The 21,668-nt window shown below is 64.0% G+C and carries 19 protein-coding genes, 1 pseudogene and 1 riboswitch; of the genes and pseudogenes, 17 read left to right on the forward strand and 3 right to left on the reverse strand.

The annotated features are described in order from the left end of the window. Positions 1 to 24: 24 nt before the first annotated feature. The 5 genes and pseudogenes from RI444_RS06550 to RI444_RS06570 all read left to right on the forward strand — a co-directional run bounded on the left by RI444_RS06550 (position 25) and on the right by RI444_RS06570 (position 6,106). A complete protein-coding gene (locus RI444_RS06550) occupies positions 25 to 1,059 on the forward strand; it encodes an ABC transporter permease (RefSeq protein WP_021471372.1) in 1,035 nt (344 codons plus the stop codon). A gap of 57 nt (positions 1,060 to 1,116) precedes the next feature. Further along, positions 1,117 to 2,039 (forward strand): annotated as a pseudogene (locus RI444_RS06555) (carbohydrate ABC transporter permease). A gap of 82 nt (positions 2,040 to 2,121) precedes the next feature. Continuing rightward, the gene (locus tag RI444_RS06560) at positions 2,122 to 3,780 is read left to right on the forward strand and encodes a sugar ABC transporter substrate-binding protein (RefSeq protein WP_207604939.1); all 1,659 of its coding nucleotides are present in this window, start codon (positions 2,122 to 2,124) and stop codon (positions 3,778 to 3,780) included. A gap of 53 nt (positions 3,781 to 3,833) precedes the next feature. Continuing rightward, positions 3,834 to 4,877 carry a LacI family DNA-binding transcriptional regulator gene (locus RI444_RS06565; protein WP_069696418.1) on the forward strand — a complete coding sequence of 348 codons (1,044 nt, stop codon included), beginning with the start codon at positions 3,834 to 3,836 and terminating at the stop codon, positions 4,875 to 4,877. Positions 4,878 to 4,903: 26 nt separating this feature from the next. Further along, positions 4,904 to 6,106, forward strand: a complete 1,203-nt coding sequence (locus RI444_RS06570; protein ID WP_207604938.1) for a Gfo/Idh/MocA family protein — start codon at positions 4,904 to 4,906, stop codon at positions 6,104 to 6,106. Here the strand turns inward: RI444_RS06570 and RI444_RS06575 are convergent. Continuing rightward, positions 6,095 to 7,024 (reverse strand): LysR family transcriptional regulator, encoded by a 930-nt coding sequence (locus RI444_RS06575; RefSeq protein WP_021471367.1) that lies wholly within the window; start codon positions 7,022 to 7,024, stop codon positions 6,095 to 6,097. The genes RI444_RS06570 and RI444_RS06575 overlap by 12 nt on opposite strands. A gap of 108 nt (positions 7,025 to 7,132) precedes the next feature. Between RI444_RS06575 and tdh the strand changes: the two genes are divergently transcribed. The 10 genes from tdh (at position 7,133) to RI444_RS06625 (ending at position 17,489) form a co-directional block, all read left to right on the forward strand. Then, positions 7,133 to 8,179 carry an L-threonine 3-dehydrogenase gene (gene tdh, locus RI444_RS06580; protein ID WP_021471366.1) on the forward strand — a complete coding sequence of 349 codons (1,047 nt, stop codon included), beginning with the start codon at positions 7,133 to 7,135 and terminating at the stop codon, positions 8,177 to 8,179. A gap of 43 nt (positions 8,180 to 8,222) precedes the next feature. Beyond that, positions 8,223 to 9,422 (forward strand): glycine C-acetyltransferase, encoded by a 1,200-nt coding sequence (locus tag RI444_RS06585; RefSeq protein ID WP_179015422.1) that lies wholly within the window; start codon positions 8,223 to 8,225, stop codon positions 9,420 to 9,422. Positions 9,423 to 9,686: 264 nt separating this feature from the next. After that, entirely contained in the window at positions 9,687 to 10,772 is a 1,086-nt protein-coding gene (locus RI444_RS06590) for an NAD(P)/FAD-dependent oxidoreductase (RefSeq protein WP_069694470.1), read from the forward strand. An 11-nt stretch (positions 10,773 to 10,783) separates the two neighbouring features. After that, the gene (hutI, locus tag RI444_RS06595; protein ID WP_179015421.1) at positions 10,784 to 12,013 is read left to right on the forward strand and encodes an imidazolonepropionase; all 1,230 of its coding nucleotides are present in this window, start codon (positions 10,784 to 10,786) and stop codon (positions 12,011 to 12,013) included. 202 nt (positions 12,014 to 12,215) lie between these two features. Continuing rightward, positions 12,216 to 13,133, forward strand: coding sequence for an SIS domain-containing protein (locus RI444_RS06600; RefSeq protein ID WP_207604937.1), 918 nt, complete (start codon positions 12,216 to 12,218; stop codon positions 13,131 to 13,133). A gap of 10 nt (positions 13,134 to 13,143) precedes the next feature. Continuing rightward, positions 13,144 to 14,067, forward strand: a complete 924-nt coding sequence (locus RI444_RS06605) for an ROK family protein (protein WP_021472542.1) — start codon at positions 13,144 to 13,146, stop codon at positions 14,065 to 14,067. After that, complete coding sequence (locus tag RI444_RS06610; protein ID WP_207604936.1) at positions 14,064 to 15,032, forward strand: 1-phosphofructokinase family hexose kinase; 969 nt, start codon at positions 14,064 to 14,066, stop codon at positions 15,030 to 15,032. Before RI444_RS06605 ends, RI444_RS06610 begins: the two co-directional genes overlap by 4 nt. Next, entirely contained in the window at positions 15,014 to 15,868 is an 855-nt protein-coding gene (locus tag RI444_RS06615) for a class II fructose-bisphosphate aldolase (RefSeq protein ID WP_179015414.1), read from the forward strand. The genes RI444_RS06610 and RI444_RS06615 overlap by 19 nt, the downstream gene beginning before the upstream one ends. A 21-nt stretch (positions 15,869 to 15,889) precedes the next feature. Further along, the gene (locus RI444_RS06620; protein ID WP_021472545.1) at positions 15,890 to 16,690 is read left to right on the forward strand and encodes a DeoR/GlpR family DNA-binding transcription regulator; all 801 of its coding nucleotides are present in this window, start codon (positions 15,890 to 15,892) and stop codon (positions 16,688 to 16,690) included. A gap of 43 nt (positions 16,691 to 16,733) precedes the next feature. Further along, entirely contained in the window at positions 16,734 to 17,489 is a 756-nt protein-coding gene (locus RI444_RS06625; protein ID WP_207604935.1) for a CPBP family intramembrane glutamic endopeptidase, read from the forward strand. A gap of 133 nt (positions 17,490 to 17,622) precedes the next feature. Here RI444_RS06625 and RI444_RS06630 read toward each other — a convergent pair whose 3' ends face one another. Continuing rightward, positions 17,623 to 18,261, reverse strand: a complete 639-nt coding sequence (locus RI444_RS06630) for a VOC family protein (RefSeq protein ID WP_021472547.1) — start codon at positions 18,259 to 18,261, stop codon at positions 17,623 to 17,625. 235 nt (positions 18,262 to 18,496) lie between these two features. Between RI444_RS06630 and RI444_RS06635 the strand changes: the two genes are divergently transcribed. Both RI444_RS06635 and RI444_RS06640 read left to right on the forward strand, forming a co-directional pair. Continuing rightward, positions 18,497 to 19,813 (forward strand): bifunctional o-acetylhomoserine/o-acetylserine sulfhydrylase, encoded by a 1,317-nt coding sequence (locus RI444_RS06635; protein WP_062095884.1) that lies wholly within the window; start codon positions 18,497 to 18,499, stop codon positions 19,811 to 19,813. 159 nt (positions 19,814 to 19,972) lie between these two features. After that, positions 19,973 to 20,088: riboswitch (SAM riboswitch) on the forward strand. A 15-nt stretch (positions 20,089 to 20,103) separates the two neighbouring features. After that, entirely contained in the window at positions 20,104 to 21,243 is a 1,140-nt protein-coding gene (locus RI444_RS06640) for a homoserine O-acetyltransferase MetX (RefSeq protein ID WP_021472549.1), read from the forward strand. Here RI444_RS06640 and RI444_RS06645 read toward each other — a convergent pair. Continuing rightward, the gene (locus RI444_RS06645; protein ID WP_021472550.1) at positions 21,230 to 21,643 is read right to left on the reverse strand and encodes a hypothetical protein; all 414 of its coding nucleotides are present in this window, start codon (positions 21,641 to 21,643) and stop codon (positions 21,230 to 21,232) included. The two genes, RI444_RS06640 and RI444_RS06645, sit on opposite strands and share 14 nt — an antisense overlap. Between the last annotated feature and the right edge of the window lie 25 nt (positions 21,644 to 21,668).

The raw sequence follows: 21,668 nt of genomic DNA on the forward strand, positions 1-21,668 counted from the left end.
TCGCTCAGCACTTGAGGAGACTGCATGAACTCGACGACGGAACAGGCTCCGGCACCGCCGGAAGCTCGCCGAGTCCCGGATCCGGCGGGCGTAACAGTCCGCGGCTCCGGTCCGAAGAAGCGGAAGAGGAGCAACGTCCCGAAGCAGAGTTTCCGGGCCCGCCTGCGGCGCGACAAGCAGATGCTGCTCATGATGCTCCCGGGAGTGGCCTTTCTCCTGCTCTTTTTCTACATACCGATCCTGGGCAACGTCATCGCGTTCCAGGACTACCAGCCCTACCTGGGCATCGGCGACAGCCTGTGGGTGGGCTGGCAGAACTTCGTGGACCTTTTCGGCAATCCGGACTTCATCCACGCTTTCTGGAACACCTTGTACCTGGCCGCCTGGCAGTTGGTCTTCCTCTTCCCGGTGCCGCTGGTACTGGCATTGATCGTGGATTCACTGATCAGCACCCGCGTCCGCCGGATTTTCCAAAGCATCGCCTACCTGCCGCACTTTCTTTCCTGGGTCTTGGTCATCGCGTTCTTCCAGCAGATGCTCGGCGGCGCAGGTTTCGTCAACAACGTGCTCCGGGACTGGGGCATGGAACCGATCCCGTTCCTGACCAACCCGGAGACGTTCCCGGTGTTGGTGGTGGTCCAGATGATCTGGAAGGACGCCGGCTGGGCAATGATCATCTTCCTTGCGGCACTTGCCAGCATTGATGCCTCGCTCTACGAAGCGGCAGCGGCCGACGGTGCGGGTCGCTGGCGCAGGATGTGGCACATCACCCTGCCCGGCCTCAGGCCCGTGATCGTCCTCCTGCTCATCCTTCGCATTGGCGACATTCTTTCCGTGGGATTCGAACAGTTCATCCTGCAACGGGACGCCGTGGGGGCAGGCGCCGCGGAAGTGCTCGACACCTTCACCTACTACACGGGCGTGGTGGGAGGCGGCTGGAGCTCGGGCGCGGCAGCCGGCCTGGCCAAGGGCATCGTCAGCGCCCTGCTGATATATGGCGCCAACAAACTTGCCCACCGCTTCGGCGAAGACGGAATCTTCGCACAACGAGTGCGCTGACAGCCACGCTGACCCGCGCGCCTGCCGCGCTGCGCCCGCCGCATTAGGAGAAACCCCATGGCAACAACACTTTTCACCAGGAAACCCCGGGAGCTTAGCTACAACCCCAAGCGCCCCGTGTGGAAGGAGAAGCCTTCCGCCCTGTATCAAACGGTCAAAGCGGTAGTCCTGGTTGTCTTCAGCGTGTCCATCCTGACGCCCATTTTGCTGGTCGTCTCCACGTCCCTGGCTGACAACGAACAACTCGTGAAGGCCGGCGGGTTCGTGCTCTGGCCCGAACGTCCAACCTTGGAAGCCTACGCCACCATTTTCAAGGGCCCCATGGTGCTCCAATCCCTCGGGGTCAGCATGCTGGTAACCGTGGTGGGTACCATCCTGGCGCTGTTCGTGACCATCACCATGGCCTACGCCACCAGCCGCACGGTCCTTTTTGGCCGTCCGGTGGTCCTTGCGGTCCTGTTGACCCTCCTGTTCGCACCGGGCCTGATTCCGTCCTTTCTGATGATCCGCCAGCTTGGCCTGTTGGATTCGTTGTGGTCGCTGATCCTTCCGGGCATTTTCGGGGCCTTCAACTTTGTGGTCATGCGTTCGTTCTTCATGAATATCCCGGGCGAGCTCATCGAAAGTGCCAGGATCGACGGCGCCAACGACTGGCAAATCCTGTGGCGCATCGTGATGCCGCTGTCCAAAGCCGTGATCGCCGTCGTCGGGCTGTTTTACGCAGTGGGCTTTTGGAACTCGTTCTTCAACGCTTTGCTCTACATCAACGACCACAGCAAGTGGCCCACCAGTTGCTGCTCCGCAATTTCGTGGTCCAGGGCAGCGGTGCGGCGGACCAGTTGGGAATCACCACCTCACCGCCACCGCAGTCCATCCAGATGGCAGTGGTGGTGGTAGCGCTTGTCCCGATCCTGATGGTCTACCCGTTCCTCCAAAAGCACTTCGCCAAGGGCGTGATCACCGGCGCAGTCAAGGGCTAGCGCCACGCCGGGAACACGGGTTCACCAAGCACTTCAATCACGCATATCAGCTATGAAGCAAGTAACCAGAAAGGGTTATGCCATGACCAGCACTACCTCTCAGGCTGGATTCAGCCGCCGCGGTTTCCTTGGCCTCGCCGGGCTGGCCGTCACCGCCGCAGGCTTGTCCGCCTGCGGTGGCGGCGGGGCCGCAGGCAACGGAGGCGCCGCCGCCTCCGCGTCGGTCACGTTGCCCACGTACAAGGAATTCACCGGCGTCACTCCGGATATCGCCGGTAACGCAAAGGGCCTCCAAGCCGCCTACTTCAAGCTGCCCACCGCCGTGCAGTCCGTGAAGGCGCCGCCGCTCAAAGGCAAAGTCACCGGCCTGACGGAAACCTTCGAAACCATGAGCCCCGGCCTGAAGGACAATCCCTTCTGGCAGCGGCTCAATGCCAAGCTCGGCGGCGACCTGGAGCTTCAGATTGCCGAAGACATTGGCGACGGCTATCCGGCCAAGTTCGCCACGGTGCTTGCCAGCAATGATCTTCCGGACATGATGTGGGTTCCGCCGAACCAGGGTATCCCCAACGTTGGCCCGATGCTCGAGGCCAAGTTCCAGGACCTGACCCCGTACCTTTCCGGTGACTCCGTCCTTGAGTACCCCAACCTTGCCGCACTGAAGCCCGATTCCTGGAAGACCGCCGTCGTGAACGGCAAGATCTGGGGAGCTCCCATCCCTAGTACCCCCTTCGGGCAGGTCTACGCGGGCAACCATGACGTGTGGGCGCAGGTGGGTGGCTTCGAAGCTGCCAACGCCGAGGAATTCCTGGAGAAGGCCAAGGAGTTGACCCGTCCCGGTGAACAGAAATACGCGCTGGAACCTGCCTACATTAACGCCCTCCACATGGTCACTGAGTGGTTTGGTGCGCCGAACAGTTGGGCCGTCAATAGAGACCGCACGCTGACCCATCTGTATGAAACCGACGAATACATGGCGGGCGTGGAGCTCACGGCCAAGATGTTCGCGGCCGGTGTCTTCTACCCGGATGCCAAGGCCTCGGACATCCGCACGCGGGTGGCCAACGGCAGCGTTGCCGCGCAGGTGCTGGTGGGCCCGCACGATATCCGCAGCTACCGCGCCCTGAACAAGAGCGCGAAATTCGACATCCTGATCCCGTTCAGTGCCGACGGCAAGGTCAAGCCCGTCTACGACATGGGCTATGGAACGGTGGGCTTCACCCCGTTCAAGAAGGCTGAGGAGGGAAAGATCCGTGAGTTGCTGGCGCTGATGAACTACCTGTCGGCGCCGTTCGGCACGGTGGAGTACATGCAGAAGAACTTCGGCGAGCTTGGCCAGGATTACACCCTTGATGCCTCAGGGAATCCTGCATTGACGGAGGCAGGAGCTATCAATGCACCCGGTTTGGTGTCGGCGTTGAACATCATGTCCAGCCCCGAGAACGTCATTTTCAACCCCGGGTTCGACGACGACACCCGGTACGTCAGCCGGCAGGAAGAGAAACTGCTCGAGTTTGCCTGGCGCAACCCCACCAACGGCTCCTACTCGGACACCAACGCGAAGGTGGGTGCCAAGATCACCAAGCAGCTGCGCGACAAGGTGGTGGATATCATCACCGGCCGCGCAAAGATCGACGAACTCAAGGACGCGGTCAAGCGCTGGAAGAGCGAAGGGGGCGACAAGATGCGCGATGAGTACCAGGCCGCGTTGGACCCCAACGCGCCTGTCTTCAGGAGCTAGCCTCAAACCAACAACGAAACCACTCGGACGCGAAGAACACAGCAAGGGGAACCATGGCAAAAGCGGGCACCACAGGAGTCAGGCCCACCATCCGCATGGTGGCCGAACTCGCGGGCGTTTCCACAGCCACGGTTTCCTATGTGCTGTCCGGTCGCCGCGGTGAGGGCGGACCCGGGGTGTCGGATGCGACGGCGGACAAGGTCAAGGCGGTAGCCGAGCGGCTCGGCTACCGCCCCAACCAGGCTGCCCGGGCCATTCGGACGGGCCGGACAAATACGGTGATCCTGTCCCTGACCATGCTCTCCGACCCTTGGTCGCTGTCGGTCATCGAGGCCGTTCAGAAAGCGTCAGCTCCACTGGGCATCACGCCGATGATCTTGGGTGACGCCGACTGGGTCAAGGTTCTGGGCACGCACAATGCCGATGCGGTCTTCGTGGACGCAGTCCGTCCTGAGCAGCGGGAAGCCCTGCTCCGGCTCGCCGGGCACGGCACCACGCTGGTGGTCTTTGACGAGGAGTTGCCCGCGGAGGGCTTCGATGTCATCCGTTCCATCGCCGGACCAGGCTGCCGCATGGCCGTGGAGCATCTGCTCCACGGCCATCGGCGGATTGCCTGCCTGACCCCGGCATCAGCGGGAGGCAAGACCGGCGGGACCAGATACCAGGCCTACTCGTCCGCTTTGGCTGCGGCGAAGATCCCGGAAAGAGACGATTACGTCGGCCTGTTCGACGGCACCACCGCCGGAGCCTACGCTGCGGCAACACGGCTGCTCAGCATGCCGGACCGGCCCACAGCCATTTACGCCACCACGGATTACGCCGCGGTCAGCGCCATCAACGCGGCCCAACGCCTGGGCCTCGCCGTGGGCACAGACGTGGACATCGTCGGTGTGGGCAACACAGTGGAAGGCGAACGGATGTCGCCCTCGCTGAGCACTGTGGGCCCCGTTGACTTCTTCGACAAACTCGCCCGGCTGCTCCTGCGGCGGGCAACCGGTCACGCCGCCCCGGAGGCACCCGGAGTCCTCGACTTCCCCTGGCACTTGTTCGTGCGCGAATCGGCGCCGCACCGAAATGCCGAAACCAGACTCAACTAAAACAGCAGAAGGAAAAATTACACGCCATGGAAAAGGATTTGAAGGTCGGCATCGTGGGTTTCGGCTTGCGTTCAGGGCTGTGGAAGCACGCCCACAAGCCGGGCCAAGGCTCCGAAGTCACCGTTGTTTGCGACCTCAGTGAACGTGGCCGGGCAGACGCCGCCGGCAGCATCCCGACGGCCCGCATCACCGGAGATCTGGAGGAACTGCTGGACAGCGGGATCGACGCCGTCCTCGTCCTGACCCCCGACAACCAGCACGCGGCCGTCGCCGTCCGAACGCTTAAGGCGGGCATCCCCACTTTCTGCGAGAAACCCCTGGACATCACGGTGGACGCTGCGGACCTGATCCTGAAGACGGCCTTTAAAACCGGAACCCGCTTGTACGTAGGCCACAACATGCGCCACATGCCTGTGGTGGTCCAGATGCGCAACCTGATCGAGGATGGCAGGATCGGCGACGTCAAAGCGGTCTGGTGCCGCCACTTCGTGGGCCACGGGGGAGACTTCTACTTCAAGGACTGGCACGCCCAGCGCGCCAACGTCACGTCCCTTCTCCTCCAAAAAGGTGCCCACGACATTGATGTCATCCACTGGCTGGCCGGCGGATACACCAAGCGGGTTGCCGCCGTCGGAGACCTCGCAGTCTATGGTGACGTGGCCAACCGCGGTGATAACACCGGCAAGCGCATGGGGGACTGGTTCTCGATCGACAACTGGCCGCCCACCGAGCAGAAAGACCTGGCGAAGGTCATTGATGTCGAGGACATCTCCATGATGAACATGGTGCTCGACAACGGCGTCCTGGCCAGCTATCAGCAGTGCCATTTCACCCCTGATTACTGGCGAAATTACACGGTTATCGGCACCAAAGGCCGGATCGAGAACTTCGGCGACGGGCCAGGGGAGACCATCAAAGTGTGGACCAGCCGGACCTCCGGCTACGCGGAGCCGGACCAGGTCATCCCCATTCAGGACGGCGAAGGCGGTCACGGCGGTGCGGACCCTCTCCTGATCGGGGAGTTCCTGCGCTTCGCCTCCGAAGGCCGCCGGACCCGGACAAGCCCGGTTGCCGCCCGGCAGGCAGTAGTGGCCGGCATCCTCGCCACGGAATCGCTGCGCAGTGACGGCTCGGCCCGGGAGGTACCGGAGCTCCCGGCCGATTTGGTGGCGTACTTCGACGCCGGCCAGCCCGCTCACCACGCCGTCAACTGCGGTCTACTTGGGTGAGGAGAGCCCGGTCATGACGGTTTGAAGTGACTCGCAAACCGTCATGACCGATTTCCGTTTGAGCGTTTCGGGCCGTGCAAGGATGTCGATTTTGCGGACCGAATTCACGCCCGACAGTGGACGCAGCACCACCCCGGCGTCCAGCACCCGCCGTGCCGTGAACCGCGGCAGCAGACCGATCGCGCCACCGGCAGATACCAGCGCCGCCACGGTCGAATAGTCGTTGATGCGATGCAGCACCTCGGCAGGCCGCCCGCTCACGGCAACGACGGCGGCAAGGACGTCCGCGGGCGAATAGCCATCGCGGCTGGTCACCCACGGTTCATCCACGACGTCGGACGGACCCAGTTGGCGCCGCGAAGCCAGCGGGTGTCCTGCCGGCAAAGCGACATCCAGGGGTTCATCGGCCAGCGGAATAACAGCAACTTTGTCTTCGGGCCATGGCGGGCTGTTGTCCATGCGGTGGGCGAGGACCAGGTCGTAGCGCGCTGCCAACCCCGGGAAATCCTCCTGGGCCACGTCCTCGTCTGCGAGGCGCAGGCGGGGTGACTTCCCGCCGTCGGACTCTGTTTTCGAAGCCAGCAGCGCTGCCAGGGGAGCGAACAGCGCCTGCCCGGCGCTATGGAAGGCGCTGACGCTGACGGGCGCGTCCGGGGCGTCGTGGTAGGCGCCAATCGCCGCCCGCGCATCCGCCATGGCGTTGACGACGGCGGCGCCCGCCTCGGCGAGGACGCGGCCGGCGTCGGTCAGCACCAGGGCGCGGCCCTCCTTGCGCGTCAGCGGCACGTCGACTGATTTCTGCAGCAGCGCGAGCTGTTGGGATACGGCTGAGGGCGTCACCATGAGCGTGTCTGCGACGGCCTTGACGCTGCCCAGGTCGCCGAGTTCGCGAAGCATCTGCAGCTGGTGAATTTCCATTAGCAAATCCTAAATCGTTGATTGAGAAGATTCTAATTGTGCTAAATCGTTGGCGAGGCTCTAATAGAAGTCAGCAGCAGCGAAGCAGCCCTGGCAGTGAGGAATTCCATGAAGGCTCTCTACAAATCCGGACCACACGCAGGGTTCGAACTCGTCGAACGTCCAGAGCCCCAGGCGGGTCCCGGCGATGTCAAGATCCGTGTGATGACCACCGGCATCTGCGGCACCGACCTCCACATCCAGAGTTGGGACGCCTGGGCGCAGGGCATCATCGAAACGCCCCTCATCGCCGGCCACGAGTTCTACGGCGAAGTAGTGGAAATCGGCGAGGCCGTCCGCGACGTCAAAGTAGGGGACAGGGTCTCCGGCGAAGGCCACGTGGTGTGCGGAATCTGCCGCAACTGCCGTGCCGGACGCCGCCAGATGTGCATTCATACTGTTTCCGTCGGCGTGCAGCGCGATGGTGCCTTCGCCGAATACGTCGTCATCCCGGAAACCAACGTCTGGGTCCACCACGACGAGTCCGTTACCCCTGAACTCGGCGCCATCTTCGACCCCTTCGGCAACGCAGTACACACCGCGCTGAGCTTCCCCTTGGTGGGCGAGGACGTCCTCATTACCGGTGCCGGGCCCATCGGCCTGATGGCCATCGCCGTCGCCCGCCACGCTGGCGCCCGGAAAATTGCCATCACGGACGTGTCCGCTCCGCGGCTTGAGCTGGCCCGCCGGATGGGCGTGGACCTCGCCGTCGATGTTTCCAAGATGCGCGTCCGTGAAGCGCAGCAGGAACTGGGCATGCGCGAAGGCTTCGACATCGGACTCGAAATGTCCGGACACCCCACGGCACTGCCTGAGATGATCGACAACATGAACCACGGCGGACGCATCGCCATGCTTGGCCTTCCGAGCCAATCCATCGACATCGACTGGGGCAAGGTTGTCACCCACATGCTCACCCTCAAGGGCATTTACGGCCGTGAAATGTTCGAGACCTGGTACGCGATGAGCGCCATGCTCTCTTCCAACCCCGTACTTCACCGCAGCATCTCCGCCGTCGTCACGGACAAGCTGCCCGCCACTGAGTGGGAGAAGGGCTTCGAGATCGCCCGCAACGGTGTGGGCGGCAAAGTGGTCCTTGACTGGACTGAACTGTAACCGCCCCGCACCGCATTCGACCCCGGAAAGACTGAGGAGCACCATGTATTCAGCCATCAAAGACCAACTTCAGGCCGAACTGGACGAGATCCGGAGTGCCGGACTCTTCAAGACCGAACGCCACATCGATTCGCCGCAGGCCAGCCACATCGCAGCGGGCCAGCTGGGGCAGCCGGCCAACCAGGTCCTGAACTTCTGCGCCAACAACTACCTGGGCCTGGCCGACCACCCGGACATCATTGCCGCGGCCAAGTCGGCAATGGGCGAGCGCGGCTTCGGCATGGCTTCCGTACGGTTCATTTGCGGAACCCAGGACCTTCACCTGGAACTCGAGGCCCGTGTTTCGCAGTTCCTGGGCACCGAGGACACCATCCTCTTCTCCAGCTGCTTCGACGCCAACGGCGGCGTCTTCGAGTCCCTGTTCGGGCCGGACGATGCCATCATTTCCGACTCCCTGAACCACGCGTCCATCATCGACGGCATCCGCCTCAGCAAGGCCAAGCGCTTCCGCTACGCCAACCGGGACATGGCTGATCTCGAAGCCAAGCTGCTGGAAGCCTCCGGTTCGCGACGGAAGATCATCGTCACCGACGGGGTGTTCTCCATGGACGGCTACCTCGCCCCTCTCGAGGCCATCTGCGACCTCGCCGAGAAGCATGACGCGCTGGTCATGGTGGATGACTCCCACGCAGTCGGCTTCATGGGCCCCACTGGTGCCGGCACGCCGGAGCACGCCGGGGTTTCCGGGCGCGTGGATATCTACACGGGCACATTCGGCAAGGCACTGGGTGGCGCCTCCGGTGGTTACGTTTCCGGCCGCGGCGAAATCGTGGCGATGCTCCGTCAAAAGGCACGCCCCTACCTGTTCTCCAACTCGCTTGCCCCGGCGATCGTTGCGGCAACCATCAAAGCGATCGAGCTCGTCCAGGGCTCGGGGGAGCTGCGCACCAAGCTCTTCGAAAACGCCGCGCTGTTCCGCCGCCGGATGAGCGAGGAAGGCTTCGAGCTGCTCGACGGCGAACACGCCATTATCCCGGTCATGTTCGGCGACGCCGTGGTCGCGGCCCGGATTGCCGACGAGATGCTCAGCAACGGCGTTTTCGTGACTGCCTTCAGTTACCCCGTGGTGCCCAAGGGGGCCGCCCGCATCCGCGTCCAGCTTTCTGCCGCCCACAGCGCGGACGACGTCGAGGCCTGCGTTCAGGCGTTCGTCAAGAGTCGCGCCGCGGTCGCTGTCGCCTAAACGCCCCACCCGTCCCTCTATCACTTCCCGCCCCCTTTTTGGCGTTCCTCTATCACTTCCCGCCCCCTTTTTGGCGTCCCTCTGTCACTTCCCGTCGCTCCCAACTTTCTTCAGGAGAGTGATAGAGCGACGGGGGTTTTGGGGTGGGATGTGGCAGAGCGGTGGGGGTTTTGGGGTGGGATGTGATAGAGCGGTGGGGGTTTTGGGGTGGGATGTGATAGAGCGGTGGGGGTTTTGGGGTGGGATGTGAGAGAGGATGGTCCCATGGCTTCGATTTATGACGTTGTGATCGTTGGCGGCGGAATCGCCGGTTTGTCCCTCGCTTCGGCGCTGGCCGGGAAGTGTTCGGTGGCGCTTCTGGAAGCTGAACAGGAGCTGGCCTTCCATACCTCCTCCAGATCCGCCCGCCAGCTGATTCCCAGCTATGGCCCGCCCGTGGTGCAGGAACTGACCATGCGGACCTTGGAACTCTTGAAGGCCAGGGACGACGACGCCCCGGAACCCGTCCTGACGCCGCGCAGCTTCATGCTGGTGGGCGATGAAGAAACCGTTCGGGCCGAAGCGAGCGGGAACATGACGCCGATTCCGCACGCCGAGGCGCTCGAATTGTGTCCCGTCCTCAAGCCGGGTTCCTTCACTGCAGCCGGACTGGACAGCGGCTCCTTCGGTTGTAATGCCCCGCTGTTGCTCGAGGACCACCGCCAAAAGGCCGAGGCTGCCGGCGTCGACATCATCACCGGCGCGCGGGTCCATTCCGCGCAGCGACTGGGAAGCGGCTGGGAGGTGGGCGCCGGCGTCGAGGCCTTCCAGTCCGCCGTCGTTGTCAATGCCGCGGGTGCATGGGCTGACGAACTGGCCGTCATCAGCGGCGTGGAGAAACTGGGCTTGCAGCCCTACCGCCGGACCGCGGCGATCGTCAACGTGCAGACGCCGCTCGCGCCGCAAACTCCTATGGTGTGCGCCGCGGACGATTCTTTCTACTTCCGCCCGGAAGGTCAGCAGGTTCTCATCTCGCCGTCGGAGCATGTGCCAAGCGGTGCCGAAGATGCCAAACCTTACGCGGGCGACGTGGACAAACTCATCAGCGTGCTGAATTCGGTCACCACCCTGGGCATCCAGGGCACGGACCGATCATGGACCGGCCTCCGGACGGAAGCAGCTGACGGCGTCCCGGTGGTGGGGTTCGACGCCGAGGCCAAAGGTTTCTTCTGGCTTGCCGGCCAGGGCGGGTACGGCTTCCAGACCTCCTCGGCAATAGCCGAGCTGGCCGCCGCCATCATCATGGGGGACAGTCCGGAATCCCGGACAGCTGAACAGTTGGCTGCCGTCCGCTGGTCCATCCGGCGCTGAACAATAGGGACATGAGCCGAACAACCCCAGCCAGCACACTCATCACCAACATCGGGGAGCTGATGACCCAGGACCTGGAGCATCGGGTCTTGAAGGACGCAGCCCTGGTGTTCGAAGGCGAGCGGATTTCCTGGATCGGGTCCAGCGCTGCTGCTCCCGCCGCAGATGAAAGGGTCGACGCCGGTGGCCGCGCCGTCCTGCCGGGCTGGGTCGATTCGCATTCCCATCTGGTTTTCGCAGGGGACCGCACAGCGGAGTTCGAAGCCCGGATGTCGGGGGCGAGCTACACCGCGGGCGGGATTGCGGTGACCACGGGCGCCACGCGCAGTGTCAGCGATGCCGAGCTGGCGGGCCTGGTCAGGGAGCGGGTCCACGAGGCCGTCTCCCAAGGGACCACGTACCTCGAAAGCAAGACCGGCTATGGGCTGGACGTGGCGAACGAGGAACGCAGTGCCCGCATCGCGGCGGAGCTGGTGGACGAGGTCACCTATCTCGGCGCACACCTGGTGCCGGCGGGTGCGGACCCGGAAGAATATACGGACCTGGTGTGCGGACCAATGCTCGACGCCGTCCTGCCGCATGTCCGTTGGGCGGACGTCTTCTGTGAGCAGGGCGCTTTCACCGAGGACCAGTCCCGGCGCGTCCTCAAGGCCGCCAAGGATGCGGGCTTGGGATTGCGCGTCCATGGCAACCAGTTGGGCGAAGGGCCGGGGGTGGCGCTGGCCGTCGAGTTCGGCGCCGCGAGCGTGGACCACGTGAACTACCTTTCGGACAAGGACGTGCTTGCGCTCGCCGAAGCGTGGGCCCATTGGAACCCGGCCACCGGTACCGGCACGCGCGGCACAGTGGCTACCTGCCTTCCCGCCTGCGATCTCTCCACACGACAGCCCTTGGCGCCCGGCCGTGAGTTGATCGACGCGGGCGTGCAGATCGCGCTGGCGGCGAACTGCAACCCCGGCACGTCTTACACCACGTCCATGGCGTTCTGCGTCACCACGGCTGTGCTTCAGATGCGCTTGAGCGTCCATGAAGCGGTCCGGGCGGCGACCTACGGCGGCGCTTTGGCGCTTGGCAGGGAGTCAGGGAATGACGTCGACGGTCAGCGGGCGGTGGGTTCGCTCGCCGTCGGTCATCGCGCGGATTTGCACATGCTGAAGGCTCCTTCGGCTACGCATCTGGCGTACCGTCCCGGGATTCCGTTGACGCATTCGGTGTGGCGGGCCGGCGTGCAGGCTGTTTGAGGACGATTCAGAAGTACAACAAAGAGGGGCTGTGTTCCGGGTGGAACGCAGCCCCTCTTTTGCTTTCCGGACTGCTGGCCGATGATGCGCACCGAAGGGGCGGTCCCATCCCCGCCAATGATCCTTGTTAGATCGAAAATGATCGTTTAGTGTTTTTATAGATCAGAAAACGTCATTAGATGAGCAGGGGCGGAAACTTACGATGAGCGAGAACATGCTGGGCGCCTTCATGGAAGAAGAGCTGGTTTCCCAGCCCGAGGTCTGGCAGCGTGCCATGGAACAAGCCCGCACCGAGCATTTCCTGCCGGAGGACGGCAAACGGGTCGCCGTCATTGGCTGTGGCACGTCATGGTTCATGGCCCAGAGCTATGCCGCTGCCAGGGAAAGCGCGGGCAAAGGCGTGACGGACGCGTTCGCCGCGTCGGAAGCATTCCTGAACAGCAACAGCCCCGGGCGGAAGTACGACGCTGTTGTGGCCATCACCCGTTCCGGCACCACCACGGAGGTGCTCGGCATTCTGGCTGAGTTGCAGGGGAATGTCCCCACCGTAGCCATCATCGGCGACACCTCCTCGCCGATCGTCGGGCTGGCAGACACCGTGGTGGACCTCCACTACGCCGATGAACGCTCGGTGGTGCAGACCCGCTTCGCCACCACGGCCTTGGTCTACATGCTCACCAGCCTTGGCATCGACGTTCAGCAAGCAATTGATGACGCCTGTGGCGCCGTGGCAGCGCCGGTCTCCCGGGAACTTCTGGATGCAGAGCAATTCACTTTCCTCGGCACCGGTTGGACAGTGGGGCTGGCCCACGAGGCCGGCTTGAAGATGCGCGAAGCCGTGCAGGGGTGGACCGAGTCCTACCCCGCCATGGAGTACCGCCATGGCCCCATCTCCATCGCGGCACCGGGGCGCGTCACGTGGTTGTTCGGTGCCCAGCCGGAAGGCTTGGACAGCGACATGGCCGTCACCGGCGCTCTTTATATCCACACGGACAAGCATCCGCTGGCTGAACTGGTCCGTGTCCATAAGGTCACTTTGGAACGTGCGCGCGTTCGTGGCTTGAATCCGGACCTGCCGCGAAACCTGACGCGCTCCGTTATTCTCGACGCCCCGGCCTAGGCAACCAGTCATGGTTCTCGGAACCGCAGAATCAGCGGTCTTGTGTTTCGACGTTGGCGGGACGGACATCAAGGCCGGCGTGGTGGATGCCAAGGGGCAGGTCCTGGGCATGCGCCGCGTCCCCACGCCGTTGGACCCTGCCCGACCCGGCGAAGCCGTCCTGGACAGGCTTGCTGAGCTAAAAGCCGAGTTGGCATCGGAATTTCCTGAAGCGCCCGCCAAAGCAGCAGGCATCATCGTCCCGGGAATCGTGGACTCCGTAGCGGGGGTGGGAATCTATTCCGCCAACCTTGGATGGCGCAACTTCCCTTTCACGGCCGAAGCCACAAAAAGGCTTGGCATCCCCGTTGCGTTCGATCACGATGTCCGCTCCGCGGCCGCGGTTGAGCACAGCTTTGGCGGATCCAAGGAATTCAACGACGTTGTAGTGATGGTGGTCGGGACAGGGATTGCGGCAGCAGTGTTCTCGGGTGGCAAGGCTGTCACCGCAGGCGGTTTCGCCGGCGAGCTCGGCCACGCCCAGGTTCCGGACCCCGACGCCGCAGGCTCCACCATCCTGGAAGCAGTGGGCTCGGCAGGGGCGATTGCCAAGCGTTACCACCGGGAATCGGGAATCCGGGTGGACGGTGCACGCGGCGTGCTGCTCCGGGCAAACGCCGGAGATGCAGTTGCCGCCCGTGTCTGGGCTGATGCCGTTGATGCCCTGGCCTTCACTATCTGCCAATGCGTGAACATTATTGGAACCGAAGCCGTTGTGGTCGGTGGAGGGCTGGCTGAAGCAGGCGACGACTTGCTCGAGCCACTCCGGAAACGGGTGGACGCCATCCTGGACTTCCAGCGCAGGCCCCAACTCATCCGTGCCCAGCTGGGACAGGACGCCGGTTTGCTCGGTGCCGCACTGAATGCCCGCGCCCTTCTGGGAGGCACCCCATGAAACGAGCCAGCGTGAACCGCATTATTACGGTGACTGCCAATCCGGCCATCGACATGACCTACACCGTGCACGGGATCACCGAGGGTGCCAGCCACCGGGTTCCCACGCCCTTGAGCCGTGCTGGAGGCAAGGGCATCAACGTAGCCCGGGTCGCCCACCAGCTGGGATACCCCGTACTCGCCATTGCACCTACAGGTGGCGCGGCAGGGCAGACACTCGCGGCCGAACTGTGGACCAGCGGTGTTCCGCACACTCTGGTGGCAGTCGCCGCCGAAACCCGCCGCAGCATCGCGCTGGTGGATACGGTCGCGGGGGAGACGTCCATCTTCAACGAGGAAGGCCAGGCCCTTCTGCCGGACGAGTGGCGTTCACTGCGGGTCGCCGTCGTTGAGGCCGTGAGCGGCAACCGCAACCTGCCGGCCTCCGTCCTGGTCGGTTCGGGAAGCCTGCCGCCGGGTGCTCCCGAGGATTTCTACCCGGAGCTGGTGCGACTGGCCCACGACGCCGGCATCCCGGCAATCATCGACACCTCCGGTCCCGGCATCATCGCCGCGGCGAAAGCCGGCGCCGACATCCTTAAGCCCAACCATCATGAACTTGCCGAAGCGACAGGGGAGCCCAGCCTCGAAGCTGCCGCCCTCGCCCTGATCGACATGGGTGCCCGCACGGTCCTCGTCAGCGCCGGCGCGGACGGCATGCTCGCCTTCGACCACGCCGCCCCGGGCGGATACTGGAGCGCCCGCCTGCCGGAGGCGCTCAGCGGCAACCCCACAGGGGCGGGCGACGCCGGTGTGGCCGCTGCCGCCGTCGCGCTCGCCGAAGGCATCACCGAACCGCGGGAAATCCTCCGCCGGGCCACCGCGTGGTCCGCCGCGGCCGTGCTCATGCCCGCCGCTGGCGAAATCTCGCCGCGGTACCAGGAACTCCAAGACCAACTCATCGTGACATGGAAGGAGGTCCCGTGACCCTGGTCAACACCCGGGAACTCATGAACAGGGCCACCGCCACAGGGACCGGCCAAGGCGCCTTCAACGTCATCCACGTGGAGACGGCCGAGGGGCTGGTGGGAGGTGCGGAGGCAGCGGGGGTGCCGCTCATCCTGCAGATTTCAGAAAACTGCGCCAAGTACCACGGCGGGCTCGAAGCAATCGGCCTGGCAGCACTTTCCATTGCCCGGACTGCCGCGGTTCCCGTTGCGGTCCACCTCGATCACGCTGAATCCGAGGACCTGGCGCTGGAAGCGGTGGATCTTGGGTTCGGTTCGGTGATGTTCGACGGCGCCCATCTCCCTTACGACTGGAACGTGGAAGTCACCAGGCGCGTGGCCGCCTACGCGCACCAACACGGGGTCTACGTAGAGGCAGAGCTGGGTGAGGTAGGAGGCAAGGACGGCGCGCACGCCCCGGGGGTCCGCACCGACCCCGCCGAAGCCGAAGCGTTCGTGGCCGCGACCGGCGTCGACGCCTTGGCCGTGGCGGTGGGCTCCTCACATGCCATGACCGAACGCCGCGCCGTCCTTGACCTGGACCTGATCACCAAACTGAAGTCCGCCATCGGGAAGCCTTTGGTATTGCATGGCTCCTCCGGCGTCACAGACGGGACGCTCGTAGCGGCTATTGCCGCTGGTATGACTAAGATCAACGTATCCACACATTTGAACGGGTTCTTTACCCGCGCCGTCCGTGAGTACCTCGATGCCAACCCAGCAGTGGTGGATTCCCGAAAGTACATCAAGGCAGGGCGGGACGCCTTGGTGTTGGAATCTGCTCGTATGCTCACGCTGTTCGCCAAGGCGAAATAGCCGGACCGTGAAAGGCTAGTCATGACCCGCACCGACCGGTTGACCGCCATCCTGGACCTCCTGGCCGAGTCCGGCCGGATCGAGGTCGAGGACATCGTGACCCGGCTCGGGGTGTCGCCGGCAACGGCGCGACGGGACCTGGACAGCCTGGCCAAGCAGCGCCTGCTGAGCCGGACCAGGGGCGGGGCGACCACGGGCTCTGTTGCCTATGACCTTCCGGGCCGTTACAACCGTGACGACCACGCCGAGGCCAAGCAGGCGATCGCCCAGGCGGCCTCCGAGCTGATCGGACCCGGCGCCGTCATCGGGCTCAGCGGGGGAACAACCAACACGGCCTTGGCCCAGATCCTCTCCACCAGGGAGGACCTCAACGCCCCCTCCAACCGGCCCACCCTCACGGTGGTCACCAACGCCATCAACATCGCCGCGCAACTGGCAGTGCGGCCCCACATCAAGATCATGGTGACCGGCGGGATCCTCAATCCGCGTTCTTATGAACTCGTGGGACCTTACACGGATGTCATCATGCAGAAAGTGGCCTTGGACATCGCGTTCATCGGCGTCAACGGAGTGGACCCGGAGCTGGGACCCACCATCACCGATGAGGGCGAAGCCATGGTGAATACGGTCATGGCGGGGAGGGCCACGGAGTCCTACGTGCTCGCTGACTCCTCCAAGGTGGGGCACAGGGCCTTTGCCGCGATGGCCGGCTATGAGTTCCGGCACCTCATTACGGACTCCGGGATCAAGCCCGCAGACCGCGCGGCGTTTGAAGCCAAGGGGACCGAGGTCATCGTCGCCGCCACGCACCTTGCGGACTGACAGCTCCCGGGGAAGCAACAGGATCTGAAGGCAAGATAGGAACATGCTCCTAGCCTCACGACGCCGCCTGCGCGCCGAAGTACTCATTGTCCTGGGTCTTTCGCTGGGCCAGTCTGCCGTGTATTCGGTGGTCCAGCTCCTGGACAAGATGACCAGGGCGCCGTTGTCGGAGGCAACCTCGACGCTCAACAGGTCCCAAAGCACGCGCGAGTACTTCGACCTCACCTACCAATTGCTGGACATCCTGTTCGCCCTGGTGCCGGTGGTCCTGGTTTTCTACTTCCTGTCCCTCCAAGCCTCGGGAGGATCAGCATTTGCCCGTCTTGGCTTCAACTTCGCCCGGCCAGGCAAGGATGCGCTGCAAGGCCTCGGCCTGGCAGCGGCCATCGGGATTCCGTCCCTTGGCCTGTATGCCGCAGGCCGGGCGCTGGGCATCACCACGGCGATCATACCCAGCGGCTTGGACACGTACTGGTGGACCGTGCCTGTGCTGGTGCTCTCCGCCATCCGCCACGGGATCGTCGAAGAAGTCATTGTGGTGGGCTACCTGCTGGACCGTTTCGGCAAGTTCGGGTGGAGCACAGCCGCGGCAATCGTGGTCAGCGCGTTGCTGCGGGGCAGCTACCACCTCTACCAAGGGTTCGGTCCGTTCATCGGCAACGTGGTCATGGGCTTGGTGTTCGCGTGGCTTTATACCAAGACCAAGCGCGTGTTGCCGCTGGTGATAGCCCACGCGCTGCTGGACATCGTGGCATTCGTCGGCTTCAGCCTCTTTGGGAAGGCCGTGGGGCTGGGCTGACCGGGTAGGCGTAGGGCCGGGAGGCCTGTGGGCCTGGAGGCCCGGACCCGCCCCTTAAAGGTATTCGGCCGCCATCGGTGGGTGACGTCATTGGCACCCGCTGATGGCGGCCGAAGTATTGTGTGGAACAGCGTCAGATGGTGACGGCTCCTGCGGCGGTTTCGAAAGTGACGGACATGATGCCGGGGGTTCCGTGCGGTGCCATCCACTGGACGGCGACGTCCTCGAGCGGCTTCTCCACGGGTTCACCCAACCACTCGGTCACGCGCTCTGCGGAACCGGCGATGGTGAGGCTGGACATCTTGACGTCGCTCTCGTAAACCTTGGACGGGTGCAGGGAGGGGTCGCCTTCCCACTTGAGCATGTACGGCACTTGCGGGTCGGCGATCAAGCCGAGGATGCCGATCTGCTGCCACACGAGTTCGCGGCCGTCCGGGAACTTGCGGTTGCCCGGTACTGCGGAGCGGCCGAGGCGTGCTTCGAACGGGGCAAGGTCGTCAACGGCGACGCACCAGCCCATCCATCCGCCGCCGGCTGCCGAGCGTGCCCGGACTGCCTGGCCAAAGGGTGCCTTATCCGAAGCGGGGTGGTCCAGGACCTCCACGACTTCAAGGTATTTGCTGTCCGCCAAGGGAATGATCATGTTCCGGGTGCCGAAGCGGGGGTGCACTCCGCCCCGGACTGCGTCCACTCCCAGTGCTGCGGAAATTCGTTCGGTAGTGGCCAGGAGGCCATCTTTTTCACAAGCGTAAGAGACGTGATCCATGCGCATGGCTTCATCTTGGCACTTTGTGATTCGGGTCTCAGCTAAGTCGTGCCTAACTAAGGTGGGATGTTACGGCGTGCCCTGAGGCGTGGCGCCGACCCCGGCCCTGTCGCGTCGCGGAAAGACCGAAAAATACTGTCTTCGTCATAAAGGTGGGTAATTCCGTGCCGGCTTCCTAGACTGGCCGCAGTTCCAAGCACTCCCCGTTACTAAACCCATGCGCTACGAAGAGGAGCCAGTCATGTCCCAGGGATGGTCTTTCGAAACCCGCCAGATCCACGCAGGCCAGGAGCCGGATGCTGCAACCGGTGCGCGCTCGTTGCCGATTTACCAGACCACTTCCTTCGTGTTCCCCAGTGCTGAGAGTGCCGCCAACCGGTTCGCGTTGGCGGAACTGGCTCCCATCTACACCCGCATTGGCAACCCCACCCAGGACGCAGTGGAACAGCGCATTGCGAGCCTTGAGGGCGGGCTCGGGGCCCTGTTGCTCAGCTCGGGCCAGGCGGCGGAGACTTTCGCGATCCTGAACATCGCTGAGGCCGGCGATCACGTGGTGGCGAGCCCCAGCCTGTACGGCGGAACCTACAACCTCCTGGCGCACACCCTGAAGAAGTTCGGTATTTCCGTGACCTTCGTCGAGGATCCGGACAACCTGGAGCAGTGGCGCAACGCCGTGCAGCCCAACACCAAGCTTTTCTTCGGCGAAGTTGTTTCCAACCCCCGCCAGGACGTGCTGGACATCGAAGGCGTCGCCGCGGTTGCCCATGAAGCGGGTGTCCCGCTGATCGTGGACAACACGCTTTCCACGCCTTACCTGATCCGTCCCATCGAGTGGGGTGCGGACATTGTGGTCCACTCGGCTACCAAGTACCTGGGCGGCCATGGTGCTGCCATTGCCGGGGTGATCGTGGATTCCGGAAACTTCGACTTCAGCCAGGACCCGGAGCGCTTCCCGAACTTCAACACTCCCGACCCCAGCTACAACGGCCTGGTCTACGCCCGCGACCTCGGCAAGGACGGCGCCCTCGGCGCCAACCTTTCCTACATCCTGAAGGCCCGCGTCCAGTTGCTGCGCGACCTTGGTTCCGCAGTATCGCCGTTCAACGCCTTCCTTATTGCCCAAGGCCTGGAAACCTTGAGCCTGCGGGTGGAGCGTCACGTGGCCAACGCCACCAAGGTGGCCGAATGGCTTGAAGCCCGTGACGACGTCGAAGCGGTCGCCTATGCGGGCCTGCCGTCAAGCCCCTGGTACGACCGTGGCCGCAAGTACGGTCCCCGCGGCACGGGAGCCGTTGTTGCCTTCACCATCAAGGGTGGCGTCGAAGCCGGCAAGCGCTTCGTCGATGCCTTGGAACTGCACTCCCATGTGGCAAACATCGGTGATGTCCGTTCCCTGGTCATCCACCCGGCGTCGACCACCCACAGCCAGCTGACCGCGGAACAGCAGGCTGTTGCCGGAGTGAACCCGGGCCTCGTCCGCCTGTCCGTGGGAATCGAGCACATCGATGACATCATTGCCGATCTCGAGGCAGGATTCCGCGCGGCAAAGGGTGCCTGAACCCGCCTGACGTGCGTCGCGGCGGGCCGCCCGGATTGAGGATTCTTCGCCGGGCGGCCCCTTCACGTGCGCGTTCGTGAACTAAAACGCCCTGAACCGTCATACTGCTGTCACATTCTTCGCCAGAACGGCCGTTCTCTTCCTAAACTCTAGGTGTTAGGTCATGAGTGCCAGCGATCAGCCCCGGCTTGCTGGCCGGCAACCCTCCTCCGCGGTGGGGTGCCCCGGGTGAGGACCTGGCCGGCCGCAATAACGGCGGCGGGCAAGCGCGAGGTTTAGGTGTCAAAGGAATGACCATTACTGCTACATCCCTTCCCACGTCGGAAGAACAGGACGGAACCGTCAAATACGCCCGCGTGGGTTCCCTGGAGCTGGAAGCCGGCGGGTTTCTCCCGGACGTTGTCCTGGCCTATGAGACCTGGGGCAAGCTCAATGCCGACGCCTCAAACGCCGTCCTCGTGGAGCACGCCCTGACGGGTAGTACGCATGTTGCACGCGGCGCCTCGGACGAGGAAGGCTGGTGGGAGCAGCTCGTTGGCCCGGGCGCAACGATCGACACCAACAGGTTCTTTGTCATTTCCATCAACATCGTGGGCGGCTGCTACGGCAGCACAGGGCCGTCGTCGCAAGCCCCGGACGGCAAGCCCTGGGGCTCCCGTTTCCCACTGGTGACCCTGCGCGACAGCACAGTGGCCGAAGCCCGGCTCGCCGACGCCTTGGGGATCCGGCAGTGGCATGCAGTGCTGGGCGGCTCGATGGGCGGGGCGCGCGCCTTGGAATGGGCAGTGACCTTCCCGAACAGGGTGGAGCGCTGCGCCGTGATTTCCGTAGGTGCCTACAGCACCGCGGAGCAGATCGCGTTTGCGCAGGCACAGACGCTCGCAATCCGCCAGGATCCGAACTTCAACAACGGTGACTACTACCATGGCCCGGCACCTGAAACCGGCCTTGCCTTGGCGCGGCGGATTGCCCACATCACGTATCGTTCCGCGCTGGAGCTGGACCTCCGCTTCGGCCGGGAAGCGCAGCCGCAGGAGAAACCGCTGGCCGCCGCCGTGCTGGGGGAGCGGGGGCGCTACCAGGTGGAGAGTTACTTGGACCACCAGGGCACCAAGCTGGTGCGCCGCTTCGATGCCAACAGCTACATCGCGATCACCGAGGCCCTGATGTCCCACGACGTCAGGCGGGGACGCGGCCCGCTCAAGGAAGCGTTGTCCCGGGCCACGGCACAGTTTTTTGTGGCGGCCGTGAACTCCGACCGGCTCTACTTCCCGGCACAGTCGCACGAACTCGCCGAAGCCTTGCCGGGCGACGTCCCGGTCCACATCATCGAAGCCCCCATCGGGCACGACGGCTTCCTCACGGAGATCGGCCAGCTCGCGGGCCAGCTGGGCGCAGCCTTCTTTGCCGAAGACTTCAGCCGTTCATGATCTCGCCGCGCTGCTTCATGTAGTCCTCCATGGCGATCTCGCCGTTGCTGAACTTCGCGTCCAGCTCTGCGAGCTTCCGCGCCCGGTAGCCCTGCGGCGCAGAGCCTCCACTTGCCGGGGGCGGCACCTGTGGTGAAGCGCCCGACGGCGGTACCTCCGGCGGCGTTGCATCAGCCGGGCCGATGTCGGCGGGTCCCGTCGGATACCCGGGGTAGTTCTGCGGCGGATAGGCCTGGCCGGGGTAGTTCTGCGGCGGGTAGCCTGGCCCGGGAAGGTTCTGCGGCGGGTAGCCACGGAAGCCGTCGTTATGGATTCGGCGCGCCTTGGACCGGTTGTACATGCGGATTCCAACTGGAATCACCCATGAGCAGACGATGATCCAGAAGATCAGATTGTTCACAGTGGAGCCCTCCTAGGTCCTATCC

The sequence above is a fragment of the Paenarthrobacter sp. AT5 genome, from assembly GCF_032764245.1.
Lineage (GTDB): Bacteria > Actinomycetota > Actinomycetes > Actinomycetales > Micrococcaceae > Arthrobacter > Arthrobacter ureafaciens.

What these genes read in the sequence shown, in the direction of transcription:
- RI444_RS06575 (WP_021471367.1), bottom strand. Translation starts at nt 7,024, where the DNA reads ATGGAAATTCACCAGCTGCAGATGCTTCGCGAACTCGGCGACCTGGGC.
- RI444_RS06615 (WP_179015414.1), top strand. Translation starts at nt 15,014, where the DNA reads ATGGAAGGAGGTCCCGTGACCCTGGTCAACACCCGGGAACTCATGAAC.
- RI444_RS06565 (WP_069696418.1), top strand. Translation starts at nt 3,834, where the DNA reads ATGGCAAAAGCGGGCACCACAGGAGTCAGGCCCACCATCCGCATGGTG.
- tdh (WP_021471366.1), top strand. Translation starts at nt 7,133, where the DNA reads ATGAAGGCTCTCTACAAATCCGGACCACACGCAGGGTTCGAACTCGTC.
- RI444_RS06620 (WP_021472545.1), top strand. Translation starts at nt 15,890, where the DNA reads ATGACCCGCACCGACCGGTTGACCGCCATCCTGGACCTCCTGGCCGAG.
- RI444_RS06590 (WP_069694470.1), top strand. Translation starts at nt 9,687, where the DNA reads ATGGCTTCGATTTATGACGTTGTGATCGTTGGCGGCGGAATCGCCGGT.
- RI444_RS06560 (WP_207604939.1), top strand. Translation starts at nt 2,122, where the DNA reads ATGACCAGCACTACCTCTCAGGCTGGATTCAGCCGCCGCGGTTTCCTT.
- RI444_RS06640 (WP_021472549.1), top strand. Translation starts at nt 20,104, where the DNA reads ATGACCATTACTGCTACATCCCTTCCCACGTCGGAAGAACAGGACGGA.
- RI444_RS06605 (WP_021472542.1), top strand. Translation starts at nt 13,144, where the DNA reads ATGGTTCTCGGAACCGCAGAATCAGCGGTCTTGTGTTTCGACGTTGGC.
- RI444_RS06600 (WP_207604937.1), top strand. Translation starts at nt 12,216, where the DNA reads ATGAGCGAGAACATGCTGGGCGCCTTCATGGAAGAAGAGCTGGTTTCC.
- RI444_RS06550 (WP_021471372.1), top strand. Translation starts at nt 25, where the DNA reads ATGAACTCGACGACGGAACAGGCTCCGGCACCGCCGGAAGCTCGCCGA.
- RI444_RS06625 (WP_207604935.1), top strand. Translation starts at nt 16,734, where the DNA reads ATGCTCCTAGCCTCACGACGCCGCCTGCGCGCCGAAGTACTCATTGTC.
- RI444_RS06630 (WP_021472547.1), bottom strand. Translation starts at nt 18,261, where the DNA reads ATGCGCATGGATCACGTCTCTTACGCTTGTGAAAAAGATGGCCTCCTG.
- hutI (WP_179015421.1), top strand. Translation starts at nt 10,784, where the DNA reads ATGAGCCGAACAACCCCAGCCAGCACACTCATCACCAACATCGGGGAG.
- RI444_RS06585 (WP_179015422.1), top strand. Translation starts at nt 8,223, where the DNA reads ATGTATTCAGCCATCAAAGACCAACTTCAGGCCGAACTGGACGAGATC.
- RI444_RS06610 (WP_207604936.1), top strand. Translation starts at nt 14,064, where the DNA reads ATGAAACGAGCCAGCGTGAACCGCATTATTACGGTGACTGCCAATCCG.
- RI444_RS06635 (WP_062095884.1), top strand. Translation starts at nt 18,497, where the DNA reads ATGTCCCAGGGATGGTCTTTCGAAACCCGCCAGATCCACGCAGGCCAG.
- RI444_RS06570 (WP_207604938.1), top strand. Translation starts at nt 4,904, where the DNA reads ATGGAAAAGGATTTGAAGGTCGGCATCGTGGGTTTCGGCTTGCGTTCA.